The organism is Pedobacter sp. KACC 23697 (assembly GCF_045348445.1).
In the GTDB taxonomy this organism is placed as follows: Bacteria; Bacteroidota; Bacteroidia; order Sphingobacteriales; family Sphingobacteriaceae; genus Pedobacter.
Genome location: NZ_CP157485.1, coordinates 464,456 through 491,022 on the forward strand (window position 1 = coordinate 464,456; position 26,567 = coordinate 491,022).

The following is a 26,567-nucleotide window of genomic DNA, read 5'->3' on the forward strand; positions in this document are numbered from 1 at the left end:
TAGTGTCTTGATACCTGATACTAATTACTTAATACTAAAAAGAAATAATACAATGAGCACAAATAATATCACATCGGGCAATACGAAGTCAGCAATGACCGGGCAGGTTCGTGTGGTTATTCTTGGTGCCGGCGAAAGTGGGGTAGGCGCAGCAAAGCTTGCACAGGCTAAAGGTTTCGAGGTGTTTGTTTCAGATTATGGTGTAATTGCTGATCAGTATAAAACTGCATTAGAAAAGCTGGGTGTAGCCTTCGAATCTGAAAAGCATACCGAAGAATTGATTCTGAATGCAACGGAAGTCATTAAAAGTCCGGGTATTCCGCCAACAGCGCCAATGGTTAAAAAGCTGGTAGCTAAAGGTATTCCCGTGATTTCGGAAATTGAGTTCGCCAAAAGATATACCAACGCCAAAACCATTTGTATTACAGGTTCCAACGGTAAATCAACCACAAGTTTGTTAACCTATCATATCCTAAAAAATGCGGGCTTAAATGTAGGGTTGGCCGGTAACATCGGACAGAGTTTTGCTGCACAGGTGGCTACTGAAGATTATGAATATTACGTGCTGGAAATCTCGAGTTTTATGCTTGACGATATGTTTCAGTTTAAGGCAGACATTGCCGTTCTGTTAAACATTACACCCGATCATTTAGACCGGTACGATTATAAACTGGAGAATTATGCCGCATCGAAAATGCGTATCGTTCAAAACCAGACCGCAGATGATGTTTTCATTTATTGTGCAGACGATGAAGAGAGCTTAAAAGCCATGGCGATTACTAAACCGCTTGCCAAAACCTATCCTTTTTCTATTGTTAAGCCGGTAGAAACCGGTGCTTATTTAGAAGAGAATACTTTACATATCCTTACAGAACCTAATAACCAACTAACCATGTCTATTTTAGATTTAGCCTTACAAGGCAAGCACAACATTTACAATTCTATGGCCTCAGGCATTGTGTCTAAAGTTTTAGAGTTAAGAAATGAGTCCATTCGCGAGAGCATGGGTAATTTCAAGAATATTGAGCACAGGTTAGAACATGTAGCCAAAATTTCTGGTATCGATTTTATCAACGATAGTAAAGCCACCAATGTAAACTCTACCTGGTATGCTTTAGAAAGTATGACCAGCGATGTAGTGCTGATTATGGGCGGTGTTGATAAAGGTAACGATTACAATATGCTGAAGGATCTGGTTAAAAGTAAAGTAAAAGCCATTGTATGCTTGGGTAAGGATAATAAACGTATTCACGATGCTTTTGAGGATGACGTTGAGATCATTGTAAATACTTTTTCTGCAGAAGAAGCGGCACAGATTGCTTTCCATTTAGCTAAACGTGGCGATGCGGTATTATTATCGCCTGCCTGTGCAAGTTTTGATTTGTTTAAAAATTACGAAGACCGCGGTAACCAGTTTAAAGCGGCCGTTAGAGAATTATAAAAGGAGGCTCAATATATGTTGCAGGCACTACTTAATAAAACAAAAGGAGATAGATGGATCTGGTTGATCATCATCCTGCTTTCGCTTATATCAGTAATGGCTGTGTATAGCGCAACAGGTACTTTGGCCTATAAAAAAGGAGAAGCTGTAGAAAAACTGTTGCTTACCAAACACCTTATTTTTGTATTGCTGGGTATAGGTATGATTTATATTGCCCACCTGCTTGATTACCGCTATTATGCAGGTATTTCGAAGGTGCTGATGATTGTAACCATTCCGTTGTTGTTTTATACCCTAATATTTGGTACCAACTTAAACGATGCTTCGAGGTGGGTTAAAATTCCGGTAATTGGATTAACTTTTCAAACTTCAGATTTGGCGAAACTGGCATTAATTACCTTTTTGGCCCGGATGCTCACCAAAAAGCAAGAAAATATTAAAAACGTAAAAGAATCATTTATACCAATTATGGGGTCGGTTTGTGTGGTATTTGTTTTAATCGCACTGGCCAATTTATCTACAGCATTAATGTTGTTTGGTGTAAGTATATTGCTGTTGATTATCGGTAGGATCAGTATTAAACAGATCGCGATTGTTTGTGCAGGAGGTTTTGTCCTGTTATTGTTCGTTTTCTTTTTGGGACCAAGGAGAAAAACCTACATGTCGCGTATCAATACGTTTATGCATCCGGAAATGCAGCATTCAGATAAAACTTTCCAGGCAGATCAGGCAAAAATTGCCTTGGCTACTGGTGGTGTTTTTGGTAAAGGACCAGGTAATAGTACGCAACGCAATTTCCTACCACACCCGTATTCCGATTTTATTTTCGCCATTATTATTGAAGAATGGGGAACTGTGGGAGGAATTGTAATCATGATACTATACCTGGTGCTTTTATACCGATGTATCAAAATCGTAACGCGGGCCCCCAAGGCCTTTGGTGCGCTGCTGGCTGCCGGGCTTAGCTTCAGTCTCACCATTCAGGCTTTTGCCAACATGGCCGTAGCGGTAGGTTTGGGGCCGGTAACCGGGGTTCCGTTGCCATTGGTAAGCATGGGCGGTACCTCAATGATTTTTACCAGTGTGGCCTTCGGCATTATTTTGAGTGTAAGCCGCGATGTAGAAGAAAATGCGAGTGCAGCAACAAAAGAGGATAAGGAAAAAGTAAAAAATAAAGTGATAGTTGGAGAGATACCTGCTATGGCTTAATAAGGTTGAAGGTAGGAAGGTTGAAGGTGTAGGGTTGAGAGTTGGAATTTTTAGGGAATTTAAAGTTTGAAAAGTTAAACCAAGGCCCTAAAATACGTTGTGTCCAAGTGCCCTGGTGATAAAATATACTTAGTGCGCTTTGCGAAAACTTTGCGCGCTTTGCGGTTAAAAATTAAAACTCAGTGCCCTCTGTGAGAACTCAGTGCACTTAGTGGTAAAAACAGATAAATAATTAAAATGAATAATTCCCCAAAAATTATCATATCAGGTGGTGGCACCGGCGGGCACATTTTTCCCGCCGTAGCCATAGCCAATGCGCTAAAACGCATGGTGCCAACTTGTGAAATCTTATTTGTGGGTGCAATAGGCCGCATGGAAATGGAAAAAGTTCCTGCAGCCGGATATAAAATTATAGGTTTAAATATTAGCGGGATGCAGCGCGGCTCGATTATTAAAAATCTGGCACTTCCGCTCAAGGTAATCGGTAGTGTGCGTAAAGCCATGCAGATTATCAATGATTTTAAGCCCGATGCTGTAGTAGGGGTTGGTGGTTATGCTTCAGGGCCACTGTTATACGCGGCTTCGTTAAAGGGAATTCCTTACCTCATCCAGGAACAGAATTCTTATGCAGGGATAACCAATAAATGGTTAGGTAAAAAAGCTTCGAAAATCTGTGTCGCCTTTGATGGAATGGATCAGTTTTTTCCAGCCGATAGGATTTTGAAAACAGGAAATCCGGTCCGCCAGGAAGTGGTTGATATTAAAGGTAAACATTTTCAGGGTGCCGAACTATTAAAACTCGATCCATTAAAAAAGACTATTATGGTTACCGGTGGAAGTTTAGGGGCGGGAACGCTGAACAAGGCAGTGGAAAAACACCTGCCTGAGATTCTGGCGCAAGATGTACAGGTGATCTGGCAAACGGGTAAGTATTATTACAAAGGGATTATAGAAAGATTGGGTTTAGAATACCATCCCAATGTTAGGATTCTGGAGTTTTTAAACAAAATGGATCTGGCTTATGCTGCTGCTGATGTAATCATCAGCCGGGCAGGGGCGGGAACCATAGCAGAACTTTGTTTAATTAAAAAACCAGTGATCCTGGTGCCTTCGCCAAATGTAGCAGAAGACCATCAGACTAAAAATGCCATGGCCCTGGTTAAAAATGGAGCCGCAGTATTAATTAACGATCGTTCAGCAGAAGATACGCTGGTAAAGGAAGCGCTGGCATTATTAACGAATAAAGAACAGTGCGAAACGTTAGCTCAGAATTTGGCTAAAATGGCATTGCCAAAGGCAGATGAAATGATTGCCGGCGAAGTATTGAAATTGATTAAACAAGCTTAAAGGTAAAAGTCTGAAGCTAAAAGACCAAAGCAAAGACAGGTCTTCATTGCGAGGTGCAAAATAACTTAAAAGCGATATAAAATAAAAAAAACGGCAGAAAGGCAGCTTTAAGCTTTGGTCTTTCTGCTTTTAACTAGAAAAATGGAATTAAGTAAAATAAATAGGGTTTTCTTTGTGGGTATCGGTGGTATCGGCATGAGTGCGCTTGCCCGTTATTTTGCTAAACGCGGACAGGTAGTTTGCGGTTATGATAAAACCAGAACAAAGCTGACAGAAGCGTTAACACAGGAGGGGATTTTGATTACCTATCTTGATGAAACCGCTGCATTGCCGAATGAATTTTTGGATCATCAGGATGATATGCTGGTGGTTTATACACCCGCGATTCCAAAAGATTCAAAAATTTTAAACCACTTTATAGATAAAGGTTTTACGCTTAAAAAACGCTCAGAAGTTTTAGGGATCATCAGCAAAGGAATGTTCTGTATTGCTGTTGCAGGCACACATGGTAAAACCACAACATCATCTATTGTAGCACATGTTTTAAAAGATACTGGTTATGATTGTACTGCGTTTTTAGGTGGTATAACCAGCAACTACAATACTAATGTGCTTTTTGGAGAAAATAATGTGGTAGTGGTAGAGGCTGATGAATACGACCGTTCGTTTCTCACGCTGCATCCTGATGTAGCTGTGGTGACGTCAATGGATGCCGATCATTTGGATATTTACGGAGATAAAAGCCATCTCGAAGAATCTTTCCGTTTATTTGCCGGCCAGCTCAAAGCCGAAGGTGTACTTTATGCGCATGAAGGATTGCCATTGGACAATAGTATCAGTTATGCCGCAAGTTCAACAGCTACATCAAAAGCAGAAAATTTAAGGGTAGAAGGCTCGAAATTTGTTTTCGATTATAGGGATAACACGCATAGCATAAAAGATATCAGTTTAATGCTTCCTGGTAAGCACAACGTAGAAAATACAACCGTTGCCATTGCTATTGCCTTACAATTGGGTATTAACAAAGAAAAAGTGAAGCAGGCCGTTGCAAATTTTAAGGGTGTTAAACGCCGCTTTGAATATATTGTAAATAATGGCAATCAAATTTATATTGATGATTATGCACATCATCCTGAAGAGTTGAGGGCTTGCTTTGATGCAGTAAGGCAATTATATCCTGATAAAAAATTAACGGTAATTTTTCAGCCTCACCTGTTCACCAGGACAAGGGATTTTGCAGATGAATTTGCAAAAGTTTTAAGCACTGTTGATGAACTGATATTACTGGAGATTTATCCCGCAAGAGAATTGCCCCTTGAAGGGATAAATGCTCAGTTTTTATTGGATAAAATTACTTTGAGAGATAAAAAAATATGGGGAAAAGATTTTGTGGTTCAGTATGTTAAGGACACAAAACCTGAATTAATTTTAACAGTAGGTGCGGGAGATATCGACACGATTGTCGATCCGCTAAAAAATACTTTGAACAATGCTTAAACGGATAAACTGGAGCGCAATTTTTACCGGCTTTGCCTGGCTGATCAGCCTGGCAGGAGTGGTGGTGCTTTTGGGTTTTATCAATGTGAAGAAACAGACCGTTAAATGTACCGATGTTAAGATTCTGATTCCCGGGGCAGATAATTTTATAGAACGCGAAGAGATCGATGCTATTTTGAAAGAAGATCAAGGTATGCTCTTAGGTCGAAATATCGAAAATATCAATATCCATAAAATCGAGAAAAAACTGCAGTCTAACCCTTACATCGGTTTTGCCAAAGTATATGTAGAGATGGATGGAGTATTGCACATTGAGGTAAAACAGCGTCAGCCTATTCTTCGCATTTTAAATGAGAATGGGCAAGACTTTTATATTGATAATGATGGACTGAAAATGCCTGTTTCATCAAACTTCACAGCTAACGTGCTGGTGGCAACAGGGCATATTACAGAAGTTTTTGGCAGTAGGGTAGATACTTTGCATACGCAACTGGCAAGAGATTTATATAAAACGGCACAATTCATTAAAAAAGATACACTCTGGGATTCTCAGATTGAGCAGGTTGTGGTAAATCAGAAAAATGATATCGAGCTGATACCAAGAGTTGGTAATCAGCGTATTATTTTAGGTAATGCCGATTCACTTGAAAAGAAAATGAAAAACCTGTTGCTGTTTTATAAAAAAGCAATGCCTCAGGTAGGTTGGGACACTTATAGAACAATCAATATTAAGTATACAAACCAGATTGTTTGCGAAAGAAGAGATTCTACAGAATTAAGAAAAAAAGCCAAAACAATTTCTGCGGCAGATAGTTTGAGGATACAACGAAGTGTAACCGACTCATTAATCAGAAGTACAATTGTTGCTGCAATGGATGATCGCCCTGAAGCCGGTCAAGAGAAAAAAGAAGAACCCAAAAAAACTGAAGTTCGAAAGGTTGAACCAAAAAAGGTTGAAGTAAAAAAAACTGAGCCTAAAAAAGTAGAGCCGAAAAAAACAACACCAGTTAAAACAGAAGTAAAAAAGCCGGCGGTTACGTCAGCTATAAAACCGAAGGAAACGAAGCCTGCGGATAAAAAAGAAAAGCCGAAGCAAACGGCAACAACACAGCCAAAGCCGGCAAAATCTGAGGCGCAATTGAAAAAAGAGAAAGAAGCAAGAGAGAAAGAAATCAAAGCCCTGGAAAAACAGTATAAAACTCAGCAAAATTAACGAATATGGACAAGGCAAAATTTACCAGTCAGTCGCCCATCGTAGTAGGATTGGATATCGGTACTACAAAAATTTGTGTTATCGTTGGCCGTAGAACACAACACGGTAAGATAGAAATCTTAGGAATAGGCAAGGCAGAATCGGCGGGAGTAACGCGCGGAGTAGTCTCTAACATTCAAAAAACAGTACAGGGCATTGCACAGGCAGTTGAGGTGGCAAGCGGACAATCCAATGTAGAAATACAGGTGGTAAATGTGGGGATCGCTGGTCAGCACATTAAGAGCTTGCAGCATAGAGGAATTTTAACAAGAAGAGAATTAAACAACGAGATCGGTAAAAAAGATATCGATAAGTTAATTGATGATATGTTTAAGCTGGTTATGCCTCCTGGTGAGGAGATCATACACGTATTGCCGCAAGAATTTACCATTGATAACGAGCCTGGAATTAAGGATCCGATAGGTATGGCGGGGGTTCGCCTTGAAGCTAACTTCCATATCATCTCTGGTCAGGTTACGGCTGTAAAAAATATCATCAAATGTGTAAACAATGCAGGCTTGCAAGCCCAGGATTTAATTCTTGAGCCATTGGCTTCATCCGAATCGGTGTTGAGCGAGGAAGAAAAAGAAGCTGGTATTGCCTTGGTTGATATTGGTGGTGGTACTACAGATATTGCTATTTTCCACGAAGGTATCATCCGTCATACAGCAGTGATCCCTTTTGGTGGTAATAGTGTTACCGAAGATATCAGAGAAGGATGTTCTGTGATGCGCAACCAGGCTGAGTTGCTGAAAACGCGTTTCGGTTCGGCACTGGCTGAAGAGAATAAAGAAAACGAAATTATTTGTGTGCCTGGTTTACGTGGCCGCGAACCAAAAGAAATTTCGGTTAAAAACCTGGCTTATGTTATCCAGGCACGTATGGAAGAAATTATTGAACACGTATACTACGAAATCAAATCTTCCGGATATGAGAAAAAACTGATCGGTGGTATTGTAATTACCGGTGGTGGTGCCTTATTAAAACACTTATCTCAGGCGGTTGAATATGTAACCGGTTTAGATTGCCGTATCGGTTATCCGAACGAGCATTTATCTAAATATGAAGATATGCCTAAAGCCATTTACGATGATCTGAAAAGCCCTATGTATGCAACCAGTGTAGGTTTGCTGATTAAAGGAATTCAAAAAGCTGAAGAGTTAATTGAAGAAATGAAACAACCGGGTGTTTTTGTAGAAAAACCAAAAACAGCCAAAGAGAAAGAGAAACGTGGACCAGGTTTGTTTGATAAATTACTGGCAAAAACCAGAACTTTCATTCAGGATGACATGAATGTGAGTGATGAAGATTACCTGAAAAGCTAATTATTTTTCAACAAAGAAAGAGTTTTCCACATTCTTAACACTTGTGGAAAACGTCTGTTGAAAAAGTGTTAATATTACATGGAGTAATGAACAGAATTTAAAATTTTTAAACAACTGATTCATAAAGATATGCAGTTCGAAATGTTAAAAGATAAATCTTCAATCATCAAAGTTATTGGTGTTGGAGGTGGTGGCGGCAACGCAGTGAACCATATGTACCTGTCTGGTATTACTGGTGTGGATTTTATTATTTGTAATACAGATGCCCAGGCTTTGGAATCTAGCCCGATCCCTAACAAGGTACAATTAGGCGCTAGTTTAACCGAAGGAATGGGTGCTGGTTCTATTCCTGAAGTTGGTAAAAACTCAGCTATAGAAAATATAGATGATATAAAGGCCATGTTAGGCAGTACCACCAAAATGCTTTTTATTACAGCAGGAATGGGTGGTGGTACCGGAACAGGCGCTTCTCCAATCATTGCGAAAGCAGCTAAAGAACTTGACATTTTAACTGTAGCCATCATTACTACGCCGTTCTCTTTCGAAGGAAAAAGACGTAGACTGCAGGCTGACGAAGGAATGGAAGAGTTGAAAAAATATGTAGATTCTTACCTGGTGATCTCAAACGATCGCCTGCGCGAAATCTTCGGAAACTTGACCTTGGGTTCTGCCTTTGGCCAGGCCGATGATATTTTAACCACCGCTGCAAAAGGCATTGCAGAGATTATTACAGTTCCGGGTTATATCAACGTGGATTTTAAAGATGTGCGTACCGTAATGAAAGATAGCGGCGTAGCCATCATGGGTAGTTTCGCTGCTGAGGGCGAAGACCGTGCATTGCAGGCAGTAGAGGGAGCTTTGGCTTCTCCATTGTTAAAAGATAACGAAATTGAAGGTGCCCGTTATATTTTATTAAATATCAGCTCTGGTTTACGCGAGGTAACGATGGATGAGGTTTCGATCATTACAGACTATATTCAGGAGAAAGCTGGTTTATCAGCAGACTTGATATGGGGTAACTGTACTGACGAATCTTTAAGCGATAAACTTTCTGTAACCATCATCGCAACAGGTTTCCAAACCTCAGAAGAGCGTGTGCATGAAGAAAAAAATAAAAAGAAAATATCACTTTTAACACCAGAAGAAGCACCGCTTATTCGCCCTGTTGAGCCGGTAAATTCTTTTATCCAGCCTAAAGCAGCACCATCTTATGAACCTGTTTTAAAAACCAAGGAAGAAGTTTCGCAAGCAGACCTTTTTGGTGGTATGTTCAATAAATCTGAGCCTCAAAAAGTTCAGGAACCGGAAAGTAATGTGGTTCGCCATACTTTAATTGAAGAAGAGCCCCAGGTAGAAGAAGCAAAAGAAACCGGATTTGAATTCGAAGTTAAATTAGCTGAAACTAATTTTGTATTCGAAACACCGGTAGCTAAAGCAGCGCCTATGCCGCAGCCCGAGCCAGAAATAGAAATGCCGGTTGTTGGATTAGATGACGACAAAAGTGACGAATCAATGGAAGAGCAATTGAAAAAATCTAAAGAACGTATTCTGCGTTTAAAAGATTTGAGCATGAAATTGCGCACAACCAATGGTTTACAGGAGCTGGAAAACGAACCTGCGTACAAACGCAAACAAATGCAGTTACAACAGGTTCAGCATTCTTCAGAATCACAGGTAAGCAGGTTCACTTTAAGCAGCGACCAGGATGGTGGTACAGAGATCAGACCTAATAATTCTTTTCTGCACGATAACGTTGATTAAAACAAACCAAATATAATTATAAAGCCCCGTTGTAAAATCGGGGCTTTTTTGGCATAAAATTAGCGCACAAATATCTTAATTCGAGACTTGAAAAATCATTGGGTTGATTTTAAGACGAATAAAGCTTAAATTCGCAAAATTTCATCATAAAAACACATACATACATTGGATATATTTGATAAGATAGCAAAGCACATGGGGCCACTTGGCCAACACCAGAAATGGTCTCATGGGTATTTCTCATTTCCAAAATTAGAGGGAGAAATTGCACCACACATGCAGTTCAAAGGAAAAGAGCATTTGGTTTGGAGTTTAAACAATTACTTAGGCTTAGCCAATCACCCTGAAGTTAGAAAAGCAGATGAAGAAGCTGCAGCTCAATATGGTATGGCTTACCCTATGGGGGCCCGCATGATGAGTGGAAATTCTAAATTTCACGAGCAGTTGGAGCAGGAACTGGCCGCTTTTGTTGGTAAACCTGATGCATTTTTATTAAATTATGGTTATCAGGGGATGGTATCAATTATTGATACCCTTGTTGATCGTAATGATGTAATTGTTTACGATGCCGAATCACATGCCTGTATTATTGACGGGCTTCGGTTGCATATGGGTAAAAGATTTGTTTATCAGCACAATGATATTGACAGTGCCCGTAAACAATTGGAACGTGCTACCAAGTTAACGAAAGAATCCGGAGGTGGTATTCTTTTAATTACCGAAGGTGTTTTCGGAATGAGTGGCGCCCAAGGTAAGTTAAAAGAAATTGTTGACCTTAAAAATGAGTTTGAATTCCGTATCCTGGTTGATGACGCACATGGTTTTGGTACCATGGGTAAAACCGGTGCAGGTACTCATGAAGCACAAGATTGCATTGAAGGCATTGATGTTTACTTTGGTACATTTGCTAAGTCAATGGCAGGTATCGGTGCTTTTGTCGCTTCAACAGAAGAGATTACCAATTTCTTAAGGTACAACATGCGTTCGCAAACATTTGCCAAAGCCTTACCAATGCCAATGGTAATTGGTTTATTAAAGCGTTTAGAGTTATTGAAAAGCAAACCAGAGCTTAAAGATAAATTGTGGGAAATTGCGACAACCTTGCAAAAAGGGCTTCGAGAACGTGGTTTTGATTTAGGTGTAACCAATTCAGTTGTGACACCGGTTTTCTTAAAGGGTGAATTGTCTGATGCTACAGCCATTACCTTCGATTTACGTGAAAATTATAGTATCTTTTGTTCAATAGTTGTATATCCGGTAATTCCTAAAGGAATGATCGAATTACGTTTAATCCCAACAGCTGTACATACACTGGAAGATGTACAACGTACTTTAGATGCTTTTAGCGAAGTTGCCGAAAAATTAGAAAACGGATATTATAAAGAGAATCTTTTCGCTACGGCTTAAGATCAATATAAATTTTACAAAGCCCTTTAAATATGTTTAAAGGGCTTTTTTTATGGTTATTTTTTTGCAATTGCTTGTTTTTCAGTTGGTTGATTGTGGTTTTTATAGGTTTTATGTTTATAAACCCTCCATATGTTGAAAAAAGCCGTTTAATGGACTGTTTTTTATTGTTCCAAAAATTTTTTTATTTCCTTAAACCCTTTAAATTAGATAATTAAAACTAAAAACCTTAAAGAACCATAGGAGTAATTAAAAATGAAAAAATTCGAAGAAGTAAAGAGTTTAGTGGCGGCTTTAGAAGCTGATGCAGACAAATTTTATAACAAAGGCAACAGCGCGGCAGGAACCCGTATACGTAAAGGTATGCAGGATCTGAAAAACTTAGCTCAGGCCATCCGTTTAGAAGTGCAGGAAGCCAAAAATAAAGCTTAAGCGATTTTAAATAAATAGTATACCAGATGGCCTCTTTATGCGAAGAGGCCATTGTTTTTATTACACAAAATTAAATCATCAAGCTTCCCTTATCCTTACCATGAAAAAACTAATTCTACTTATGTTGCTTGGTTGCACGCAGTTCATGTATGCCCAGGAAAATTTAAATTTTGGCCGTCAGAAAGAAATGATATCACCACAAACGAATCCTGATGGTACTTTTACTTTCAGACTTAAAGCACCAAATGCCAGGAAGGTTGAAATACAGGGTGATTTTTTGGTTTCGAAGCCAAACACTCCATCCACACAGGAGATGAAATTGGGAACAGATAGTATTTGGACCTATACTTCGGCAGTTTTACCCTCGGAGCTTTACAGTTACAGTTTTATTGTTGATGGTTTGAAGATTCGGGATCCAAACAATGTTTACCTGATCAGAGATGTATCATCTGTTGTTAATGTGTTTTTAGTGGGAAATGGTAAGGCAGATTTATATATGGTTAAAGATGTACCGCATGGAACGGTGGCAAAACGTTGGTATCAATCCGCCGGGCTTAAAACCAGTCGCAGACTTACTGTTTACACGCCGCCAGGTTATGAAGCATCTAAAGGTAATTATCCTGTTTTATATCTGTTACATGGTGTTGGAGGGGATGAAGAAGCCTGGATGCAACTTGGTAGAGCTTCTCAAATCTTAGATAACCTCATCGCTGCTGGCAAAGCCAGGCCGATGATTGTGGTGATGACCAATGGCCACACCAGTAACACCGCTGCACCGGGAGAATCTTCAAAAGGACTGTATAAACCGATTATGATGACACCTGATGTTTTTAATGGTGATATGGAATCCTACTTTAAAGAAATTATCGATTTTACAGAGAAAAACTATCGTACCGGTAAAATCCAGAATGAACGGGCCATTGCAGGTTTATCAATGGGGGGATTTCATTCCCTGTATATATCGGCCAACTCTCCTAAAACTTTTGGTTATGTTGGTTTATTTTCTCCGGCGATATTGCCACCAGCCAGTGCAGCAAGCCCTGTTTACAAAGATTTGGACTTGAAACTTGAAGCGCAAAAGAAAAATGGCTATAACTTATATTGGATTGCGATAGGCAAAACGGATTTCTTATATAAAAATGTGAGTGAGTTTAGACACAAGCTTGATGGAATGAGCTTCAAATATGATTATAAAGAAAGTGAGGGTGGGCATACCTGGTCGAACTGGCGGGATTACCTATCAGCGTTTACGCCGATGTTGTTTAAATAATTGTTGCCAAACTTAAAAGGCTTCCAAATGTTGAATCTGGAAGCCTTTTTACGATTTAATCATGAGATTAAGCCGTTTGAATTATTTTATCAAGTTCAGCAATAATTAATTGTTCTAAAGATGAAGATGCTTTAACCAATGGCAGCCTTACTGTATCGCCACAAACGCCTAAATGCTTTAGTGCAGCTTTTATCCCTGCCGGATTACCTTCTGCAAAAGCCAAACGGGTGAATTCTATTAAACCTAAATGAGCAGGCAGGGCAGTTTTATAATCGCCGGCTAAACAAAGGTTGACCATATCAGAAAACTGCTTAGGCAGGGCGTTTCCAATTACGGAGATGATACCTGCTGCACCTAAAGCGATCATGGGCAAAGTAACCGGATCATCACCGGAGATTAAAAGAAAATCCGTAGGCTTATCTCTCATAATCTGGTTAAACTGGTCAAAGCTTCCTGATGCTTCTTTAGTTGCAATAATGTTTTTAAAATCATGCGCCAGTCTGCAGGTTGTTTCCGGACTCATATTGCTTCCGGTACGACCAGGTACGTTATATAAAATGAGGTCCAATGGAGAAATTTCAGCCAGATATTTATAGTGCTGATAAATTCCTTCCTGGGTAGGCTTATTGTAATAAGGACTAACAGATAAAATTGCACTGTAACCTGAGGCATCAAAAGATTTAATGTCTTCAGCCACAGCTAAAGTGTTGTTGCCACCAATACCTGCAACCAAGGGTAATCTATTGTTGTTAATTTCAGCAGTAAAGGCCCACACCTTCTTCTTCTCGTCCTTGGTCATTGTAGCGGTTTCGCCGGTTGTACCTAAAGAAACGAGGTAATCTATCCCTCCTTCTACCAGATGATTAATCAGGTTTTTTAAACCATTATAATCAACTGATCCATCTGTGTTGAAAGGTGTAACCAATGCTACACCAGTACCCTGAAATTTGTTCATTTTAATTTATAATTATTGAATTTTGAATGAGTGAATAATAACATATTTACCACATTTTATCATTCACTCATTCAATCCTTCTCTCACTTTATTTTATCATTTCCAATAGCTCAGCATCGCTAATGATCGGAATGTTTAGTTTATTCGCTTTTTCCAGTTTAGATGGCCCCATATTATCGCCTGCAACAAGGTAATCCAATTTGCCCGAAATACTACTCAGCATCTTGCCGCCATTGGCCTCAATCATATCCTTAAGCTCATCACGGCTAAAGCTTTCAAAAACGCCCGAAATTACGAATGTTTTTCCAATAAGTCGATCACTATCCAGCGTTATTACTTTTTCTTCAATTTCAAACTGTAATCCGGCTAATTTTAATAATTCTACCTGCTTTAAATGCTCAGATTTTCCAAAATACTCAACAATACTCTCCGCAATGCGCTGCCCGATTTCATCAATGGCGATTAATTCTTCTACCGTAGCATTACAAAGATTATCGATGTTTTTTACACCAGCGGCGGTTTTTCTTGCTACTGTTTCGCCAACATAACGAATACCTAGTCCAAAAAGCACTTTTTCGAAAGGCATTTCCTTCGATTTTTCAATGCCGGTGAGCATATTTTCTATCGAACGTTCTCCAAAGCGGTCTAAGGTTTTGAGCTGATCTGATTTTTCATGTAAAGTATACAGATCACTGATGTGCCTAATTAGGCCATGTTTGTAAAAGGTTTCGATGGTTTCGTCGCCAAGTCCATCAATATTCATGGCCTTCCGTGAAATGAAGTGCTGAATTTTTCCGACAATCTGTGGCGGACAACCTTCATCATTAGGGCAATAGTGTACCGCTTCACCTTCTTTTCTGATCAGTTCAGTTCCACATTCAGGGCAACGATGAAGATAATGTACTTTTTTTGATCCTGGTAACCTTTTCTCTACATTTACTTTAATGATCTTCGGGATAATTTCACCACCCTTTTCTACATAAACTGTATCACCTTCATGCAAATCTAAACGGTCTATTTCGTTGGCATTGTGCAAAGTGGCGCGTTTAACAGTGGTTCCGGCCAATAAAACAGGCTTCAGGTTGGCAACTGGCGTAACTGCTCCGGTTCTGCCTACCTGATAGGTTACCTTTTCTAAAACAGTTTCAACCTCTGCGGCCTTATATTTATATGAAATGGCCCAGCGCGGTGATTTAGATGTAAAACCTAATTCCTGTTGTTGTGCATAACTGTTTACTTTAATTACAATACCATCAATATCATAACTTAATTTAAAACGTTCGTTTTCCCAATGGTGGATAAAATCAAGCACTGCATCAATGTTTGGCACTAATTTATTGTGTTCGCAAACATGAAAGCCCCAATCTTTTACCGCATTTAAACTCTCCCAGTGCGTTTTAAATTCATTTTTATCTGTGTACAAAAAGTAGATAAAACCATCCAACGGCCGTTTGGCCACTTCCTTGCTATCCTGCATTTTAATCGTGCCCGATGCAAAGTTACGGGGATTTGCATAAGGGATTTCACCAAGTTCTTCACGAAAAGCATTCAAGCGTAAAAAAGCCGCCTTGTGCATAAAAATCTCGCCACGGATTTCGAAATGTTCAGGTGCTGGAGCAGATTTGATCTGATGCGGAATAGTATGGATGGTTTTTACGTTATTAGTCACATCATCGCCTTTAGTGCCATCGCCACGGGTAACTGCACGTATAAGTTTGCCATTTTCGTAAGTAAGGCTAATAGACAGGCCATCGAATTTTAACTCACATACATATTGGAAATTGTCTCCAATGGCTTTACGGATGCGTTCATCAAAATCGCGTAAGTCCTGTTCATTGTAGGTATTCCCCAAAGATAACATGGGGTATTTGTGTTTTACAGTAACAAAATTTTTGGTAATATCGCCACCTACACGCTGGGTTGGCGAGTTCGGATCGGCAAAATCAGGATTTGCTTTTTCGAGCTCGGCAAGATGCTTTAATTTTTTATCAAACTCATAATCGCCAATGGTAGGCATGGCCAGCACATAATAGTTGTAATTGTGCTGGTTTAATTCGGCCACCAGGGCATCTATTTCTTCTTTTATTGCAGTTAGCGACATAACACAAAGATAGAAAAAGGATAAAGGGGTTTTCAAAACGAGTTGAAATAAATATATAAAATACTCCGTTTTATTTATAGATCTAATCATTTAAATTGATCGAATGAAGTCTGCGATTTTAATGATTATTAAACTACTCTCTGTAAAGGCAAAGGCTTTAATAACGATTTCCTCATTTTTGATTTGTGGCATTGAACTTGTATTTTTTGCATTAAATTAAAGTATTTCTATTATGGCGCTGGATAATGTAGAAACAGAAACTAAGCAAGAAAAATATCTTTGTTTTGCGTAATCTGCTTGCGAAGAACTTCGGCCGGAATCTGCCGTTTCTTATTCTCTCTAATAAGCTTCCTAAAGGTCAGGTTTATAAAGAATATAGTGATGGTCGCATAGAGATTCAGGAAATTTCGTCAGCTGGAAAAAAAATTAAAGTTAAGGTATTGAAGACTTTGGCAGTAAAAGAAGCAGATCTGGTTCGTATTGAGTATGGATTATTCTGATCCAACCCTTTTGGTAATTTCAGGTCCGAATGGAGCTGGTAAATCTACCTATATTCAAAGTATGCTTCCTTAAGAATTTGAAGGAATATGGTCTTACAACAAAGATGAGACTCGCATTCATTTCGAAACCCAACTTGTAGAAGAAGGAAATTCCTAAAGCAAATAGATTAAAAAGAGAGCGACAGCGATGATGGAGGCGAAATTAATTAATGAAATGAAAAGCGCTATAGCAGGGCAACAACATTTTGTGCTGGAAACTCCTTTGTCTGATCCATATTATTGGATTTATTTAAATTTATTTGAGGATGCCGGTTATCATATTCAAATTAATTATTTATGCCTGGATACAGTTGAACATTGTAAGGCAAGAGTTCAGCAAAGGGTTTCCGAAGGTGGGCATGCAGTTTCTCCTGAAACAATAAAAGGAGTTTATAATATGAATCTAGTTCATATAAATAGTCAGATAGCTAGCTTTAAAAGGTTGGAATTTTACGACGGAACTATTATCCAACTATGCTTTGTGTAATTGAAAATAATAAGGTAGAATATTTTACTCCGGAAGCTTTGAAAAAGAAATGGATAAAAAATGGACTTCCAGTGATTTATAATTTATTAAAAGATGCCAAACTTTAAAAAAGGTTTACACAAGACTAGACTAGTTTTTCCTCAATCTCCCTAAATATATCCATAAAATCCTTTTCTAAAACTGTTTTAAAAATCCCTAATGCTAAGGTAAGTTGCTGCAGTTGTTTTTCATCCAATGTTTCAGGCCAAAGCCGCATGCAGATCCGGTTCAGGGCATAACTGATGTTTTCTAGCTTCTGGTAACTCAAAAGATATTTGCTGCTGATAAACTTTTCCAAAAAATTAAAGAATATCTCAGGATTTTTAAGGTTACAGTGTGTTAGGAAATCACTTAACGATTCTTTTTTTACCGCACTCAGCTTTTCGTAAAAATCCTTTACCTGAATTAAATTATGTTCAACCAATAAATGATCTAACAATAACTCCAGGCCGATGTGCGCTAGGAAAGATGGTCGAACCGGGGTATTTTCGACAATGGGCTTAATGAGCTGTTTAAGCTCAGTGGTTTTCTCCAGGAAGAAATTTGACGAATGAAAAAGCAGGTCAACAGCTAAATGTCTTTTCCAGCCAAGCAGCAGATTTTCTTCATCTGAATTTCCTTTAAACAGGAATTCATTCTTCTGAGGGTATAAATTGGACTCTTTTGCCGCATTTTTAACCAGATCTGGCAAAACCGTTCCCATTACCACATTGGCATCATTATTTGTCCGGTCGAAATAATAATGGGATAAAAAGTTCATCCTGCAAGGTAATGTTTTCTGGTATGGTTATAAAGGCAGCGTTTAATTATGATAACTGATTTACAAAACCAACTAATTTGCTTTAAACTAAGCTAAAATTTTATCTTTGCACGCACATTATTAAAGTGTTTGTACAATGACGAATTTTGTTGAAGAGTTAAGGTGGCGTGGCATGCTGCATGATATTATGCCGAATACGGAGGAAAAGTTAAACGAGGGTATGACTTCTGGTTATATCGGGTTCGACCCTACTGCAGATTCGTTGCACGTTGGTCACTTAACGCAGATCATGACACTGATTCATTTTCAAAATGCCGGTCACAAGCCCTTTGCTTTGGTTGGTGGTGCTACCGGTATGGTGGGCGATCCATCAGGAAAATCTGATGAACGTAATCTTCAGACCCCTGAGATGATTGAGCACAACCTGAAAGGGATGAAAAAGCAATTGGCTAAATTCTTAAAATTTGAAGAAGGTGGAAATGGCGCAGTAATGGTTAACAATGCCGATTGGTTTAAGGACATGAACCTATTTACCTTTATCAGGGATGTAGGTAAACACATTACCGTAAACTATATGATGGCAAAAGATAGCGTTAAAAGACGTTTGGAAGGTGATTCTGGTCTGTCTTTTACCGAATTTTGTTACCAGTTGATCCAGGGTTACGATTTCTATCACTTGTGGAAAAACGAAAACTGTTTGGTGCAAATGGGCGGCTCCGATCAATGGGGTAATATTGTTACCGGAACAGAGTTGATCAGAAGAAAAGATGCGGGTACAGCTTATGCTATTACTACACAATTGATTAAAAAGGCTGATGGAACTAAATTTGGCAAAACCGAAAGCGGTGCCGTTTGGCTCGATCCGGAGAAAACCTCTCCATATAAATTTTACCAGTTTTGGTTAAATGCATCAGATGATGATGTAAAAAAATGGATCCGTATTTTTACGTTAAAAAATAAGGAAGAAATAGAAGCCCTGGAAAGGGAACATGATGCTGCACCGCATTTACGTATCCTTCAAAAAGCTTTGGCTGAAGATATTACCATAAAAACCCACTCGGTAGAAGCTTTGGAAGCCGCAATTAAAACATCTGAGTTTTTATTTGGCAATGGATCGTTGGCATTTTTAAAAACTTTAACCGAAAATCAGGTTTTGGAAATGTTTGAGGGTATTCCACAATTTAATATATCGAAATCTGAATTAGCTGAAGGGATTGATGCGGCTACCTTGCTTGCAGAAAAGGCCAACGTTTTTCCTTCTAAAGGCGAAACTAAAAAACTGATCCAGGGCGGCGGAGTTTCCGTAAACAAAGAAAAAGTGGCTGATGTGATGCAGGTTTTCAGTACCGAGCATTTGATCAACGACAAATTTATTGTGGTACAAAAAGGCAGAAGAAATTACTTCCTTTTAATCGCCGGGTAATATTTACAAGCCCAATGAAGATTTTTATCTCATTGGGCTTAACGTAATCGGCTTTCAAATTGCATACGGTTTCTGGTGTATTCTTTACTTATTTTGTATCTATAACTCGCTCTGGATTAACTCAAATCAGACCTATTTAAGCCGTCATGCTATATCTGCTATATAACCGGCCAAAATAAGCGCTAATCATTCAAGATAGATCCTAATTAAATACGTAAAACTTATTAAAGCACTTATAACACTTGTACCGCTTAACCGAAATCCATGGCATCAGGGTTTTAAAGATAAAACCTCTTGGTACCCGATAGGTTTCGAAATTTTTACACTTCGGACAATACAGTTGGGTTTTAACCAAAGTTAATTCTTCTGAGGGTTTCATAATTAGCATGAGTTTGATTGGGTAAATCAAATTTATACAAAATAAAACATAAGAATATCATAAAAAAACTACCATTTCATCGATTTCATCTACTTATTTTTAGATTTAACCCAAAATACGTTCAAAAGGATTCCTAAAGTTGTTTTTTGTTTTGTAATCTTTAATTTCTGTATCAGTTAACAGACAATATTCCAGCGATTTTTTCAGCTCCTCATTATCCATTTCCTGTCCGATAAAAACAAGTTCATTTTTGCGGTCCCCAAAGTCGTTGTCCCATTCCGCATCAATTTCTGTCCTGTTCTCCAGATAGTCTGCATATTGTTCACGTTCGTGCCCGGGCATGCTTGCCCACCATACTCCAGCCAAATCAATACGTAAAGAACCACCCGCTTGCGAGAAATTGATGGCCTGTTCAGGCATGGCAGCTAAATAGAAAATCCCCTTCGACCGGATGATGGTCTGTGGAAATTCCTTATTGATGTAATGCCATAATCTTTCCGGGTGAAAAGGCTTTTTGGAGCGGAATACGGTCGAACTGATTCCGTATGCTTCAGTTTCAGGTTGATGGACTTCTTCCAATTCTTTTTTCCATCCGGCTCCATCAGAGGCCGAATCAAAATCAAATAAACCCGTATTTAAGATTAAAGCCGGATTTATTTCTCCAAAAAGTGTTTGATAAATTTTTGCTGTAGGGTTAAGTTTTGCAATCAATGCCTTCAATACCTGAAGGTCGGCATCGCTTACCAGATCAGTTTTGTTCAATAAAATAACGTTGGCAAATTCAATCTGGTCGGTAAGTAGATTTACAATCGTGCGTTGATCAGCTAAGTCATCAACCATATTACGGTCGGCAAGTTTATCTGCCGAGCCAAAATCCTGATAAAAGTTATAAGCATCCACAACGGTTACCATCGTATCTAATTGGCTAAATCTACTGAGGTCAATACCCGAAGCTTCATCAATAAAGGAAAAGGTTTGCGCTACCGGAATAGGTTCGGATATTCCGGTACTTTCAATCAGCAGATAATCGAACCGGTTTTCTTTCGCCAACCTTTCCACTTCAATCATCAGGTCTTCACGCAGGGTACAGCAGATACAGCCATTGCTCATTTCTACCAGTTTTTCATCTGTTTTGGACAAGGCATGCTGATTTTTAACCAAAGCAGCATCAACATTTACCTCACTCATATCATTTACAATTACGGCCACTTTTAGATCTTGCTTATTTCTTAATATGGCGTTGAGCAGCGTGGTTTTGCCGCTGCCTAAAAAACCGCTTAACACGGTTACGGGTAATTTCTTTATCATTTTAATGCAATTATGTTGCAAATATAATGTTGAAAATTTTAAATGCAACTAAATTGCTTTTATATTTGGGCACAAAATTTATTTCAATGAAACAGAGGATCTACAAAATCAATCTCGACCGGATAGGCATTACGGCCTCAACACTTTGCGCCATACACTGTGCCGCATTGCCATTTTTAATTACCGTTTTGCCTTTATGGGGGATAGGTTTTTTAGCTAATGAATGGGTTGAAATTACCATGATTGCCCTTTCATTGGTTATTGGTATCTGGAGCTTAAGTTCCGCATACCGCAAACAGCACCGTCGTATCATGCCAATTCTGGTACTTGTTACTGGCTTTGTCTGCATCGCTTTTGGCCATTTTTCGGGCATTGAATTATTAGAACCCATTTTAATCCCTATCGGTGGGCTTACCATTGCTGCTGCCCATTATATTAATTTAAGAATGCTTAAAACCTGTCCATTGGATAATCAATTACATCAATGAAATATAAAATCTTATTTGTCCCTGCATTCTTATTTATTTCGATGTTAAGCCCTGCTTGTAAACATGGCACAAACGATGGTATAGAACTTTACAGGCGTTATGCAATAAAAAATCTGGTTATTAAAAAAGCACAAAAAGGAATACATCATGATTAGGGTAAGTTCGTTAGCACATGTTTATGACAAGGGGAGGAGGTTGAAGTTTCCGTGTTGGGAAATCGGCGATATGGAGCAATGGCTTTTACTGGGCGCATCAGGTAGTGGCAAGAGCACACTCCTTAATATTATTTCAGGTCTTTTAAAGCCGAGCCAGGGTGGAGTTTCAATTAACGGAACCGATTTATATAATTTGTCTGTAAAGGAGCTCGATAGGTTCAGGGGAAGGCACATCGGCATCATTTTTCAAAGGCCGCATCTTATCCGTTCTCTTGATGTGCTTGATAACCTGGAACTTGCCGCGGTAATGGCGGGTTTGCCAATAGATCAGGAAAGAAACCGCTCGCTTTTAGCTGATCTGGGAATTGGCGAACTGGCTAAAAATTATCCTGATCAATTAAGTCAGGGACAGTTGCAAAGGGTTTCGGTAGCGCGTGCATTGGTAAACAAACCCGATCTCTTGATTGCCGATGAGCCAACCTCCAGTTTAGATGATGAAAATGCCAATCAGGTAATTCAGATGCTGACTGCCCAGGCTAAAGATAATGGAGCTGCACTGATTATTGCCACGCATGACGCAAGGGTTCGGGATCACCTCACTAAAACCTATCTACTCTAATGAATATCTTTAAAATCAGCAGCAAAAATCTCTTCAGGAATAAGCTAACAACCATTCTTAATATCGTTTTGGTTGCTTTTGGGGTAGGCATCCTGTCTGTTCTTTTTCTGGCTTCTACACAGATTAACAATAAACTGGAAAATAATGCGAAAGATATCGATCTCGTTGTGGGGGCAAAAGGAAGTCCGTTACAATTGATATTGAGCAGTGTTTACCATATGGATAATCCAACTGGCAATATTCCGGCTAAAGATGCCTACCAATTAATGCATAATCCCATGGTTAAAAGAGCTGTTCCACTGGCCTTGGGCGACAATTATAGTGGTTACCGGATTGTGGGTACTGATAGTACTTTCACGAACCTTTACGGCTTATCCATCCAAAAGGGGAGTTATTGGCATAAAGATTTAGAAGTAACCCTTGGTAGTCAAGTTGCGCTAACATCAGGACTTAAAATTGGCGATTCTTTTTTTGGAGCACATGGTTTAACCGGTAGCGGAGATGTACATAAACAGCATGCTTACCAGGTTAAGGGAATTTTAAAACCACAGGGAAATATAACCGATAACCTGATCCTCACCAATATTGGAAGTGTGTACAAAATGCACGAAGAGAAGCATGCCGAAAACCATAGCCATACTGCAGCGGCAGAAGCAAAAGAAATTAACGATAAACAGATTACAGCATTATTGATCCAGTATAAATCACCCATGTCGGTGATTGTTTTTCCGCGGATGGTTAACCAGAGCACCAATATGCAGGCCGCCTCTCCGGCAATGGAAAGTGCAAGGTTGTTTTCGCTTATCGGTGTTGGAATTGATACCTTAAGATGGTTTGCCATATTTATTATGGGGATTGCTGCGCTGAGTATTTTTATCAGTCTTTATAATGCAATGAAAGAACGGAAATACGACCTGGCCATTATGCGTTGTTTAGGTGCATCAAAATTTAAGCTGTTTTTTTTGGTCATGTTTGAAGGGGTTTTGGTAACGTTTATCGGTACCTGTTTGGGATTGTTGATCGGACATGCTGCGCTGGAGATCATCGGAATCTTTCAGGAAGCTGCTCAAGCAAAATTAACAGGACTTACCGCTTTTCCGCAAGAAATATATCTGATCTGGATCGGGCTGTTCATCGGCGCTTTGGCTTCGCTTATTCCGGCCATGCAGATTTACAAAGTTGATATTGCTGCAACATTAACGAAAGACCGTTAAGTGATGAAGAAATCGGTTTTTTTAGTTTTCTTATGTTTAGGTTACCAGTTATTGGCTGCGCAGGTTAAGGTACATACCGACATGCGCACGCCAACCTGGAATTTAATCGGGCTGAGGTACGATGCCGAAATTGCACCCCGCAAATGGGGAAGTGTTTTTCCGCCAGCATTAAAAGCATTAAACAACAAGATCATTGAACTGCCCGGTTACATCATTCCAACAAAGGTAGGGTCGAAATTTAGCGAATTTATGTTTTCTATCGTACCCATCGCATCTTGTCCTTACTGTGGCTCAGGCGATATCCCATCAATGGTACAGGTAAAAATGTTAAATGCTATCCCCATTACCGAAAAACCCATTAAGCTTAGGGGTATCTTCCTCATCAACGATTCAGGCGATGACAGGAGTGAATTTTTTCTTTTAAATGCAAAACAGCTATAATCTCAATTGATCATGAAGAAATACATGCCGGTACTTTTGGTTTTAATCTCCATAACCACATTTGCCCAGGTAGCTGTTCATACCGAAACGCGGACCTCCACCTGGAACCTTATTGGTTTAAAATACGATAAGCAGGTAAAACCCTTGGTTTGGCAGGCTGTTTTCCCGCCGGCACTAAAGGCCATGCATAATAAGGTAATTCAACTTCCGGGTTATATTATTCCTACTAAAGTTGGTAATAGCTTTAAGGAATTTATGTTTTCTATGGTTCCTGTTGCTTCCTGCCCATATTGTGGTACGGGCGATATCCCATCAATGATAGAAGTAAAGGCTTTAAAACCCATCAACTGGACAGATGCGCCAATTACGCTTCAGGGAAAATTTATAATCAATGATTCTGGGGATAGCCGGTCTACCTTTTTTCTTTTAGATGCAGTAAAAAAATGAAGCATTTGTACACTATTTTCCTTCTGTTTACAGTTTGCACAGCCACTGCACAAACGCAAAAACACAACGCAAAAGATCAGTTGCGATCTTTAAACTGGGATGTAATTGCTTCTGTAAAGTTTGAACTGACGGATAAGAACGAATTATTGCCCCTTTTTACAGAAACAATCAGGCGTTTTGAAAATCGGGAATTTGATCTAACGGGTTACCTGATACCTATAAAAAGCGGACAGAAACAGCAAAAATTTCTTTTGGCCACCTTGCCCATTAATCAATGTTATTTTTGCGGACAAAATGGTATTCCGGTGATGATTATGATCGAGATGGCGAATGCGGTCCCTTATTCCGAAAAGCCCATTCATGTACAGGGAATTTTAAAATTAGAAGAAAAGGATGCGAGTTATAAGCCACCAATAACCATCAAAAATGCCAAACTCATTGATTAATTGCTTATTTTTGTAATGCTATGGAAGATAATACTGCACGTTTCGAAAAACTTTTGGTTAAAAATGGACTGAAAAGAACTGCTCCGCGTTTGCAGGTGCTGGAAATTTTAAGTGGGAGGGATTCTGCCACATCTCAGCCTTATTTAGAGCAGGTGATGGGAAAGGATGCAGACCGTGTTACCTTATACCGTGTATTGCAGGCTTTTGAAGAAAAAGGGATTATCCATAAGGTTTTAGACCAGCAGGGAACGGCCAACTATGCCATCTGTTCTGATGGTTGCAGTGCGCATGAGCACCATGATGAACATGTACATTTTAACTGCGATAACTGCCATAAAATTTACTGTTTAGATACGGTTAAGATTCCGGCATTAAAAGTTCCTAAAGGATTTAAGGTAGATCGCCTTAACCTGATCGCTACGGGTTTGTGTGCCAGTTGCTCAGATAAAGTAAATTAAAAATTATTGTACCAAAAGATTGCATCCCCTGATATCGGCATGATCAAACCGGCCCAATACTTCAAAACTTTGATCGGGATTGATTCTGCCCAGATCTTGTGTCGCAATAAATGAACACGAGTTGATATTGGCCAGGTCGATTACATTGATGCCGCCTGTTCTGCCGGTTTCGATTAAACTCAAAGGATCATTGGTGTCGCGGATCAAAATCTGCATCCAGTCAGGGCAGTTGAAAATACCTTCACCCAAAGAATAGGCCTGAGATAGTAGTTCAGTCATCCCATATTCGCTATGTATAGCTTTCACGCCAAATCCTTTGGTCAATTGCTCATGAAGTTCCTCGCGTACCATTTCTTTACGTTTCCCTTTCATTCCTCCGGTTTCCATTACAATAAGATCAGGAAAATCGATGTCGTATTGTTCTATAAAATCAAGCAGGGCATAGGTTACACCGATTAAAACTGTTTTCTGTTTTTTTGATTTCAGATGGAGCAGCGTCTGTAACAAATCTTCATGGTTATCTAAAAAGTAACCACTTTGCGGATGGCTGCTCTTTTCGATCAGATCGTTTACCATATAAATTAACGATGAACCCGACCTTTGTTGATAGGAGGGTAACAGTGCCAGGAAACAATATTCGGTTACATCGCCATAAAACCGTGCAAAAGCCTGCAGGTAACTTTGTTCATATAACTTAACATCGGTTACATGATGACTGCTTTGGCTCATACCTGTTGTACCCGAACTGCTGAAAGTAATTTCTACAGGTTGATTACTGTTCAGAACAGCATGGCTTTTAAAAAAGCTGATGGGCAAAAAGGGAATCTGTGCAATTTCGGTTACTTGATCAGCATCAACACCCAGATGAAAGATATATTCGCGATAAACATTGCAATTTTGGGCCTGTAATTTAAAAACATTTAGGGCAAGGTTGTTAAATGTATGACTATCTTTTACAGAGAAAATCTCTTTAGCGGTTAAATTCACAAGGCAAAAGTACAAAGCATTATGCTATTTTTTCGTCAGTTTTTTTGGCCAGCATCGCCATGCGGAACTGATAGCCGCAATAACCGCTAATTCCGGCCACCAGGCCGCTTAAAATACCCGTAACTAATAACAATGCCCACCAAATTTTTATGCCCGTCATTACCGCCACACGGCCAGCAAGTACATTGTCGTTAGGCAGGCTTTTGAATAAGGCATAGCCGATCCAAAGTAAGAAAATAGCAAGGAAAGATTGCCAGAAGGCTATTTTTCCTGTTTTGCCGATAATACCACAGGTGGCAAAAGATATTACGATGATGATCCACCAGGGGGCAATCATTTGTAGAAGGAAACAGATTATTAATATAACAATGAAAACCATT

General features: G+C 39.3%; 27 protein-coding genes. 21 read left to right on the forward strand and 6 right to left on the reverse strand.

The window, feature by feature from the left end; all coding sequences use genetic code 11:
* Window positions 1-52 precede the first annotated feature (52 nt).
* The 10 genes from murD to ABEG20_RS01800 all read left to right on the forward strand — a co-directional run bounded on the left by murD (window position 53) and on the right by ABEG20_RS01800 (window position 12,941).
* Entirely contained in the window at window positions 53-1,441 is a 1,389-nt protein-coding gene (gene murD / locus ABEG20_RS01755; RefSeq protein ID WP_406825703.1) for a UDP-N-acetylmuramoyl-L-alanine--D-glutamate ligase, read from the forward strand.
* Between the two features lie 15 nt (window positions 1,442-1,456).
* Window positions 1,457-2,650 (forward strand): FtsW/RodA/SpoVE family cell cycle protein, encoded by a 1,194-nt coding sequence (locus ABEG20_RS01760; RefSeq protein WP_265849519.1) that lies wholly within the window; start codon window positions 1,457-1,459, stop codon window positions 2,648-2,650.
* A gap of 237 nt (window positions 2,651-2,887) precedes the next feature.
* Window positions 2,888-3,997: an undecaprenyldiphospho-muramoylpentapeptide beta-N-acetylglucosaminyltransferase gene (murG, locus tag ABEG20_RS01765; protein ID WP_406825704.1), complete on the forward strand. Its 1,110-nt coding sequence runs from the start codon at window positions 2,888-2,890 to the stop codon at window positions 3,995-3,997.
* A 141-nt stretch (window positions 3,998-4,138) separates the two neighbouring features.
* Window positions 4,139-5,494, forward strand: a complete 1,356-nt coding sequence (gene murC / locus ABEG20_RS01770; RefSeq protein ID WP_406825705.1) for a UDP-N-acetylmuramate--L-alanine ligase — start codon at window positions 4,139-4,141, stop codon at window positions 5,492-5,494.
* A complete protein-coding gene (locus ABEG20_RS01775) occupies window positions 5,487-6,707 on the forward strand; it encodes a cell division protein FtsQ (RefSeq protein WP_406825706.1) in 1,221 nt (406 codons plus the stop codon). Before murC ends, ABEG20_RS01775 begins: the two co-directional genes overlap by 8 nt.
* A 5-nt stretch (window positions 6,708-6,712) precedes the next feature.
* Complete coding sequence (gene ftsA, locus ABEG20_RS01780; protein ID WP_406825707.1) at window positions 6,713-8,071, forward strand: cell division protein FtsA; 1,359 nt, start codon at window positions 6,713-6,715, stop codon at window positions 8,069-8,071.
* A gap of 129 nt (window positions 8,072-8,200) precedes the next feature.
* Window positions 8,201-9,832: a cell division protein FtsZ gene (ftsZ, locus tag ABEG20_RS01785; RefSeq protein WP_406825708.1), complete on the forward strand. Its 1,632-nt coding sequence runs from the start codon at window positions 8,201-8,203 to the stop codon at window positions 9,830-9,832.
* Between the two features lie 165 nt (window positions 9,833-9,997).
* Entirely contained in the window at window positions 9,998-11,239 is a 1,242-nt protein-coding gene (locus ABEG20_RS01790) for an aminotransferase class I/II-fold pyridoxal phosphate-dependent enzyme (protein ID WP_406825709.1), read from the forward strand.
* A 255-nt stretch (window positions 11,240-11,494) separates the two neighbouring features.
* Window positions 11,495-11,671, forward strand: a complete 177-nt coding sequence (locus tag ABEG20_RS01795) for a histone H1 (RefSeq protein WP_406825710.1) — start codon at window positions 11,495-11,497, stop codon at window positions 11,669-11,671.
* A 100-nt stretch (window positions 11,672-11,771) separates the two neighbouring features.
* The gene (locus tag ABEG20_RS01800; protein WP_406825711.1) at window positions 11,772-12,941 is read left to right on the forward strand and encodes an alpha/beta hydrolase-fold protein; all 1,170 of its coding nucleotides are present in this window, start codon (window positions 11,772-11,774) and stop codon (window positions 12,939-12,941) included.
* 67 nt (window positions 12,942-13,008) lie between these two features.
* Here ABEG20_RS01800 and dapA read toward each other — a convergent pair whose 3' ends face one another.
* Both dapA and ligA read right to left on the reverse strand, forming a co-directional pair.
* A complete protein-coding gene (dapA, locus tag ABEG20_RS01805) occupies window positions 13,009-13,896 on the reverse strand; it encodes a 4-hydroxy-tetrahydrodipicolinate synthase (RefSeq protein ID WP_406825712.1) in 888 nt (295 codons plus the stop codon).
* A gap of 88 nt (window positions 13,897-13,984) precedes the next feature.
* Window positions 13,985-15,997: an NAD-dependent DNA ligase LigA gene (gene ligA, locus ABEG20_RS01810; protein ID WP_406825713.1), complete on the reverse strand. Its 2,013-nt coding sequence runs from the start codon at window positions 15,995-15,997 to the stop codon at window positions 13,985-13,987.
* Between the two features lie 284 nt (window positions 15,998-16,281).
* Here ligA and ABEG20_RS01815 point away from each other — a divergent pair, with 284 nt between their 5' ends.
* Together ABEG20_RS01815 and ABEG20_RS01820 are read left to right on the forward strand one after the other, a co-directional pair.
* Window positions 16,282-16,497, forward strand: a complete 216-nt coding sequence (locus ABEG20_RS01815; RefSeq protein ID WP_406825714.1) for a hypothetical protein — start codon at window positions 16,282-16,284, stop codon at window positions 16,495-16,497.
* 187 nt (window positions 16,498-16,684) lie between these two features.
* Window positions 16,685-17,023 (forward strand): hypothetical protein, encoded by a 339-nt coding sequence (locus tag ABEG20_RS01820; protein WP_406825715.1) that lies wholly within the window; start codon window positions 16,685-16,687, stop codon window positions 17,021-17,023.
* 124 nt (window positions 17,024-17,147) lie between these two features.
* On the opposite strand, the gene ABEG20_RS01825 is transcribed toward ABEG20_RS01820, so the two are convergent.
* Complete coding sequence (locus ABEG20_RS01825) at window positions 17,148-17,822, reverse strand: hypothetical protein (RefSeq protein ID WP_406825716.1); 675 nt, start codon at window positions 17,820-17,822, stop codon at window positions 17,148-17,150.
* A 136-nt stretch (window positions 17,823-17,958) separates the two neighbouring features.
* On the opposite strand from ABEG20_RS01825, the gene tyrS reads away from it, so the two are divergent.
* On the forward strand, window positions 17,959-19,245 hold the full coding sequence (tyrS, locus tag ABEG20_RS01830; RefSeq protein ID WP_406825717.1) for a tyrosine--tRNA ligase: 1,287 nt from the start codon (window positions 17,959-17,961) through the stop codon (window positions 19,243-19,245).
* 484 nt (window positions 19,246-19,729) lie between these two features.
* Here the strand turns inward: tyrS and ABEG20_RS01835 are convergent, their stop codons facing one another.
* Complete coding sequence (locus ABEG20_RS01835) at window positions 19,730-20,932, reverse strand: GTP-binding protein (RefSeq protein ID WP_406825718.1); 1,203 nt, start codon at window positions 20,930-20,932, stop codon at window positions 19,730-19,732.
* A gap of 86 nt (window positions 20,933-21,018) precedes the next feature.
* On the opposite strand from ABEG20_RS01835, the gene ABEG20_RS01840 reads away from it, so the two are divergent.
* The 8 genes from ABEG20_RS01840 to ABEG20_RS01875 are packed head-to-tail and all read left to right on the forward strand — an operon-like array spanning window position 21,019 to window position 25,200.
* Window positions 21,019-21,420, forward strand: a complete 402-nt coding sequence (locus tag ABEG20_RS01840; RefSeq protein WP_406825719.1) for a MerC domain-containing protein — start codon at window positions 21,019-21,021, stop codon at window positions 21,418-21,420.
* Window positions 21,417-21,575: a hypothetical protein gene (locus tag ABEG20_RS01845; RefSeq protein ID WP_406825720.1), complete on the forward strand. Its 159-nt coding sequence runs from the start codon at window positions 21,417-21,419 to the stop codon at window positions 21,573-21,575. Before ABEG20_RS01840 ends, ABEG20_RS01845 begins: the two co-directional genes overlap by 4 nt.
* Window positions 21,568-22,194 carry an ABC transporter ATP-binding protein gene (locus ABEG20_RS01850; protein ID WP_406825721.1) on the forward strand — a complete coding sequence of 209 codons (627 nt, stop codon included), beginning with the start codon at window positions 21,568-21,570 and terminating at the stop codon, window positions 22,192-22,194. The genes ABEG20_RS01845 and ABEG20_RS01850 overlap by 8 nt, the downstream gene beginning before the upstream one ends.
* Window positions 22,194-23,408 carry an ABC transporter permease gene (locus ABEG20_RS01855; RefSeq protein ID WP_406825722.1) on the forward strand — a complete coding sequence of 405 codons (1,215 nt, stop codon included), beginning with the start codon at window positions 22,194-22,196 and terminating at the stop codon, window positions 23,406-23,408. The genes ABEG20_RS01850 and ABEG20_RS01855 overlap by 1 nt, the downstream gene beginning before the upstream one ends.
* 3 nt (window positions 23,409-23,411) lie before the next feature.
* Window positions 23,412-23,849 carry a hypothetical protein gene (locus tag ABEG20_RS01860; protein WP_406825723.1) on the forward strand — a complete coding sequence of 146 codons (438 nt, stop codon included), beginning with the start codon at window positions 23,412-23,414 and terminating at the stop codon, window positions 23,847-23,849.
* 12 nt (window positions 23,850-23,861) lie between these two features.
* Entirely contained in the window at window positions 23,862-24,296 is a 435-nt protein-coding gene (locus ABEG20_RS01865; protein ID WP_406825724.1) for a hypothetical protein, read from the forward strand.
* Complete coding sequence (locus ABEG20_RS01870) at window positions 24,293-24,742, forward strand: hypothetical protein (RefSeq protein WP_406825725.1); 450 nt, start codon at window positions 24,293-24,295, stop codon at window positions 24,740-24,742. The genes ABEG20_RS01865 and ABEG20_RS01870 overlap by 4 nt, the downstream gene beginning before the upstream one ends.
* Before the next feature lie 20 nt (window positions 24,743-24,762).
* Window positions 24,763-25,200, forward strand: a complete 438-nt coding sequence (locus ABEG20_RS01875; protein WP_406825726.1) for a Fur family transcriptional regulator — start codon at window positions 24,763-24,765, stop codon at window positions 25,198-25,200.
* A 3-nt stretch (window positions 25,201-25,203) separates the two neighbouring features.
* Here the strand turns inward: ABEG20_RS01875 and ABEG20_RS01880 are convergent, their stop codons facing one another.
* Both ABEG20_RS01880 and ABEG20_RS01885 read right to left on the reverse strand, forming a co-directional pair.
* Complete coding sequence (locus tag ABEG20_RS01880; protein ID WP_406825727.1) at window positions 25,204-26,202, reverse strand: acyl transferase; 999 nt, start codon at window positions 26,200-26,202, stop codon at window positions 25,204-25,206.
* A 4-nt stretch (window positions 26,203-26,206) separates the two neighbouring features.
* A complete protein-coding gene (locus ABEG20_RS01885) occupies window positions 26,207-26,566 on the reverse strand; it encodes a hypothetical protein (protein ID WP_230146602.1) in 360 nt (119 codons plus the stop codon).
* Window position 26,567 lies beyond the last annotated feature (1 nt).

Coding starts and splice junctions, on each gene's coding strand:
- murD (WP_406825703.1), top strand. CDS start 53: ATGAGCACAAATAATATCACATCGGGCAATACGAAGTCAGCAATGACC.
- ABEG20_RS01760 (WP_265849519.1), top strand. CDS start 1,457: ATGTTGCAGGCACTACTTAATAAAACAAAAGGAGATAGATGGATCTGG.
- murG (WP_406825704.1), top strand. CDS start 2,888: ATGAATAATTCCCCAAAAATTATCATATCAGGTGGTGGCACCGGCGGG.
- murC (WP_406825705.1), top strand. CDS start 4,139: ATGGAATTAAGTAAAATAAATAGGGTTTTCTTTGTGGGTATCGGTGGT.
- ABEG20_RS01775 (WP_406825706.1), top strand. CDS start 5,487: ATGCTTAAACGGATAAACTGGAGCGCAATTTTTACCGGCTTTGCCTGG.
- ftsA (WP_406825707.1), top strand. CDS start 6,713: ATGGACAAGGCAAAATTTACCAGTCAGTCGCCCATCGTAGTAGGATTG.
- ftsZ (WP_406825708.1), top strand. CDS start 8,201: ATGCAGTTCGAAATGTTAAAAGATAAATCTTCAATCATCAAAGTTATT.
- ABEG20_RS01795 (WP_406825710.1), top strand. CDS start 11,495: ATGAAAAAATTCGAAGAAGTAAAGAGTTTAGTGGCGGCTTTAGAAGCT.
- ABEG20_RS01800 (WP_406825711.1), top strand. CDS start 11,772: ATGAAAAAACTAATTCTACTTATGTTGCTTGGTTGCACGCAGTTCATG.
- dapA (WP_406825712.1), bottom strand. CDS start 13,896: ATGAACAAATTTCAGGGTACTGGTGTAGCATTGGTTACACCTTTCAAC.
- ligA (WP_406825713.1), bottom strand. CDS start 15,997: ATGTCGCTAACTGCAATAAAAGAAGAAATAGATGCCCTGGTGGCCGAA.
- ABEG20_RS01820 (WP_406825715.1), top strand. CDS start 16,685: ATGATGGAGGCGAAATTAATTAATGAAATGAAAAGCGCTATAGCAGGG.
- ABEG20_RS01825 (WP_406825716.1), bottom strand. CDS start 17,822: ATGAACTTTTTATCCCATTATTATTTCGACCGGACAAATAATGATGCC.
- tyrS (WP_406825717.1), top strand. CDS start 17,959: ATGACGAATTTTGTTGAAGAGTTAAGGTGGCGTGGCATGCTGCATGAT.
- ABEG20_RS01835 (WP_406825718.1), bottom strand. CDS start 20,932: ATGATAAAGAAATTACCCGTAACCGTGTTAAGCGGTTTTTTAGGCAGC.
- ABEG20_RS01840 (WP_406825719.1), top strand. CDS start 21,019: ATGAAACAGAGGATCTACAAAATCAATCTCGACCGGATAGGCATTACG.
- ABEG20_RS01845 (WP_406825720.1), top strand. CDS start 21,417: ATGAAATATAAAATCTTATTTGTCCCTGCATTCTTATTTATTTCGATG.
- ABEG20_RS01850 (WP_406825721.1), top strand. CDS start 21,568: ATGATTAGGGTAAGTTCGTTAGCACATGTTTATGACAAGGGGAGGAGG.
- ABEG20_RS01855 (WP_406825722.1), top strand. CDS start 22,194: ATGAATATCTTTAAAATCAGCAGCAAAAATCTCTTCAGGAATAAGCTA.
- ABEG20_RS01860 (WP_406825723.1), top strand. CDS start 23,412: ATGAAGAAATCGGTTTTTTTAGTTTTCTTATGTTTAGGTTACCAGTTA.
- ABEG20_RS01865 (WP_406825724.1), top strand. CDS start 23,862: ATGAAGAAATACATGCCGGTACTTTTGGTTTTAATCTCCATAACCACA.
- ABEG20_RS01870 (WP_406825725.1), top strand. CDS start 24,293: ATGAAGCATTTGTACACTATTTTCCTTCTGTTTACAGTTTGCACAGCC.
- ABEG20_RS01875 (WP_406825726.1), top strand. CDS start 24,763: ATGGAAGATAATACTGCACGTTTCGAAAAACTTTTGGTTAAAAATGGA.
- ABEG20_RS01885 (WP_230146602.1), bottom strand. CDS start 26,566: ATGGTTTTCATTGTTATATTAATAATCTGTTTCCTTCTACAAATGATT.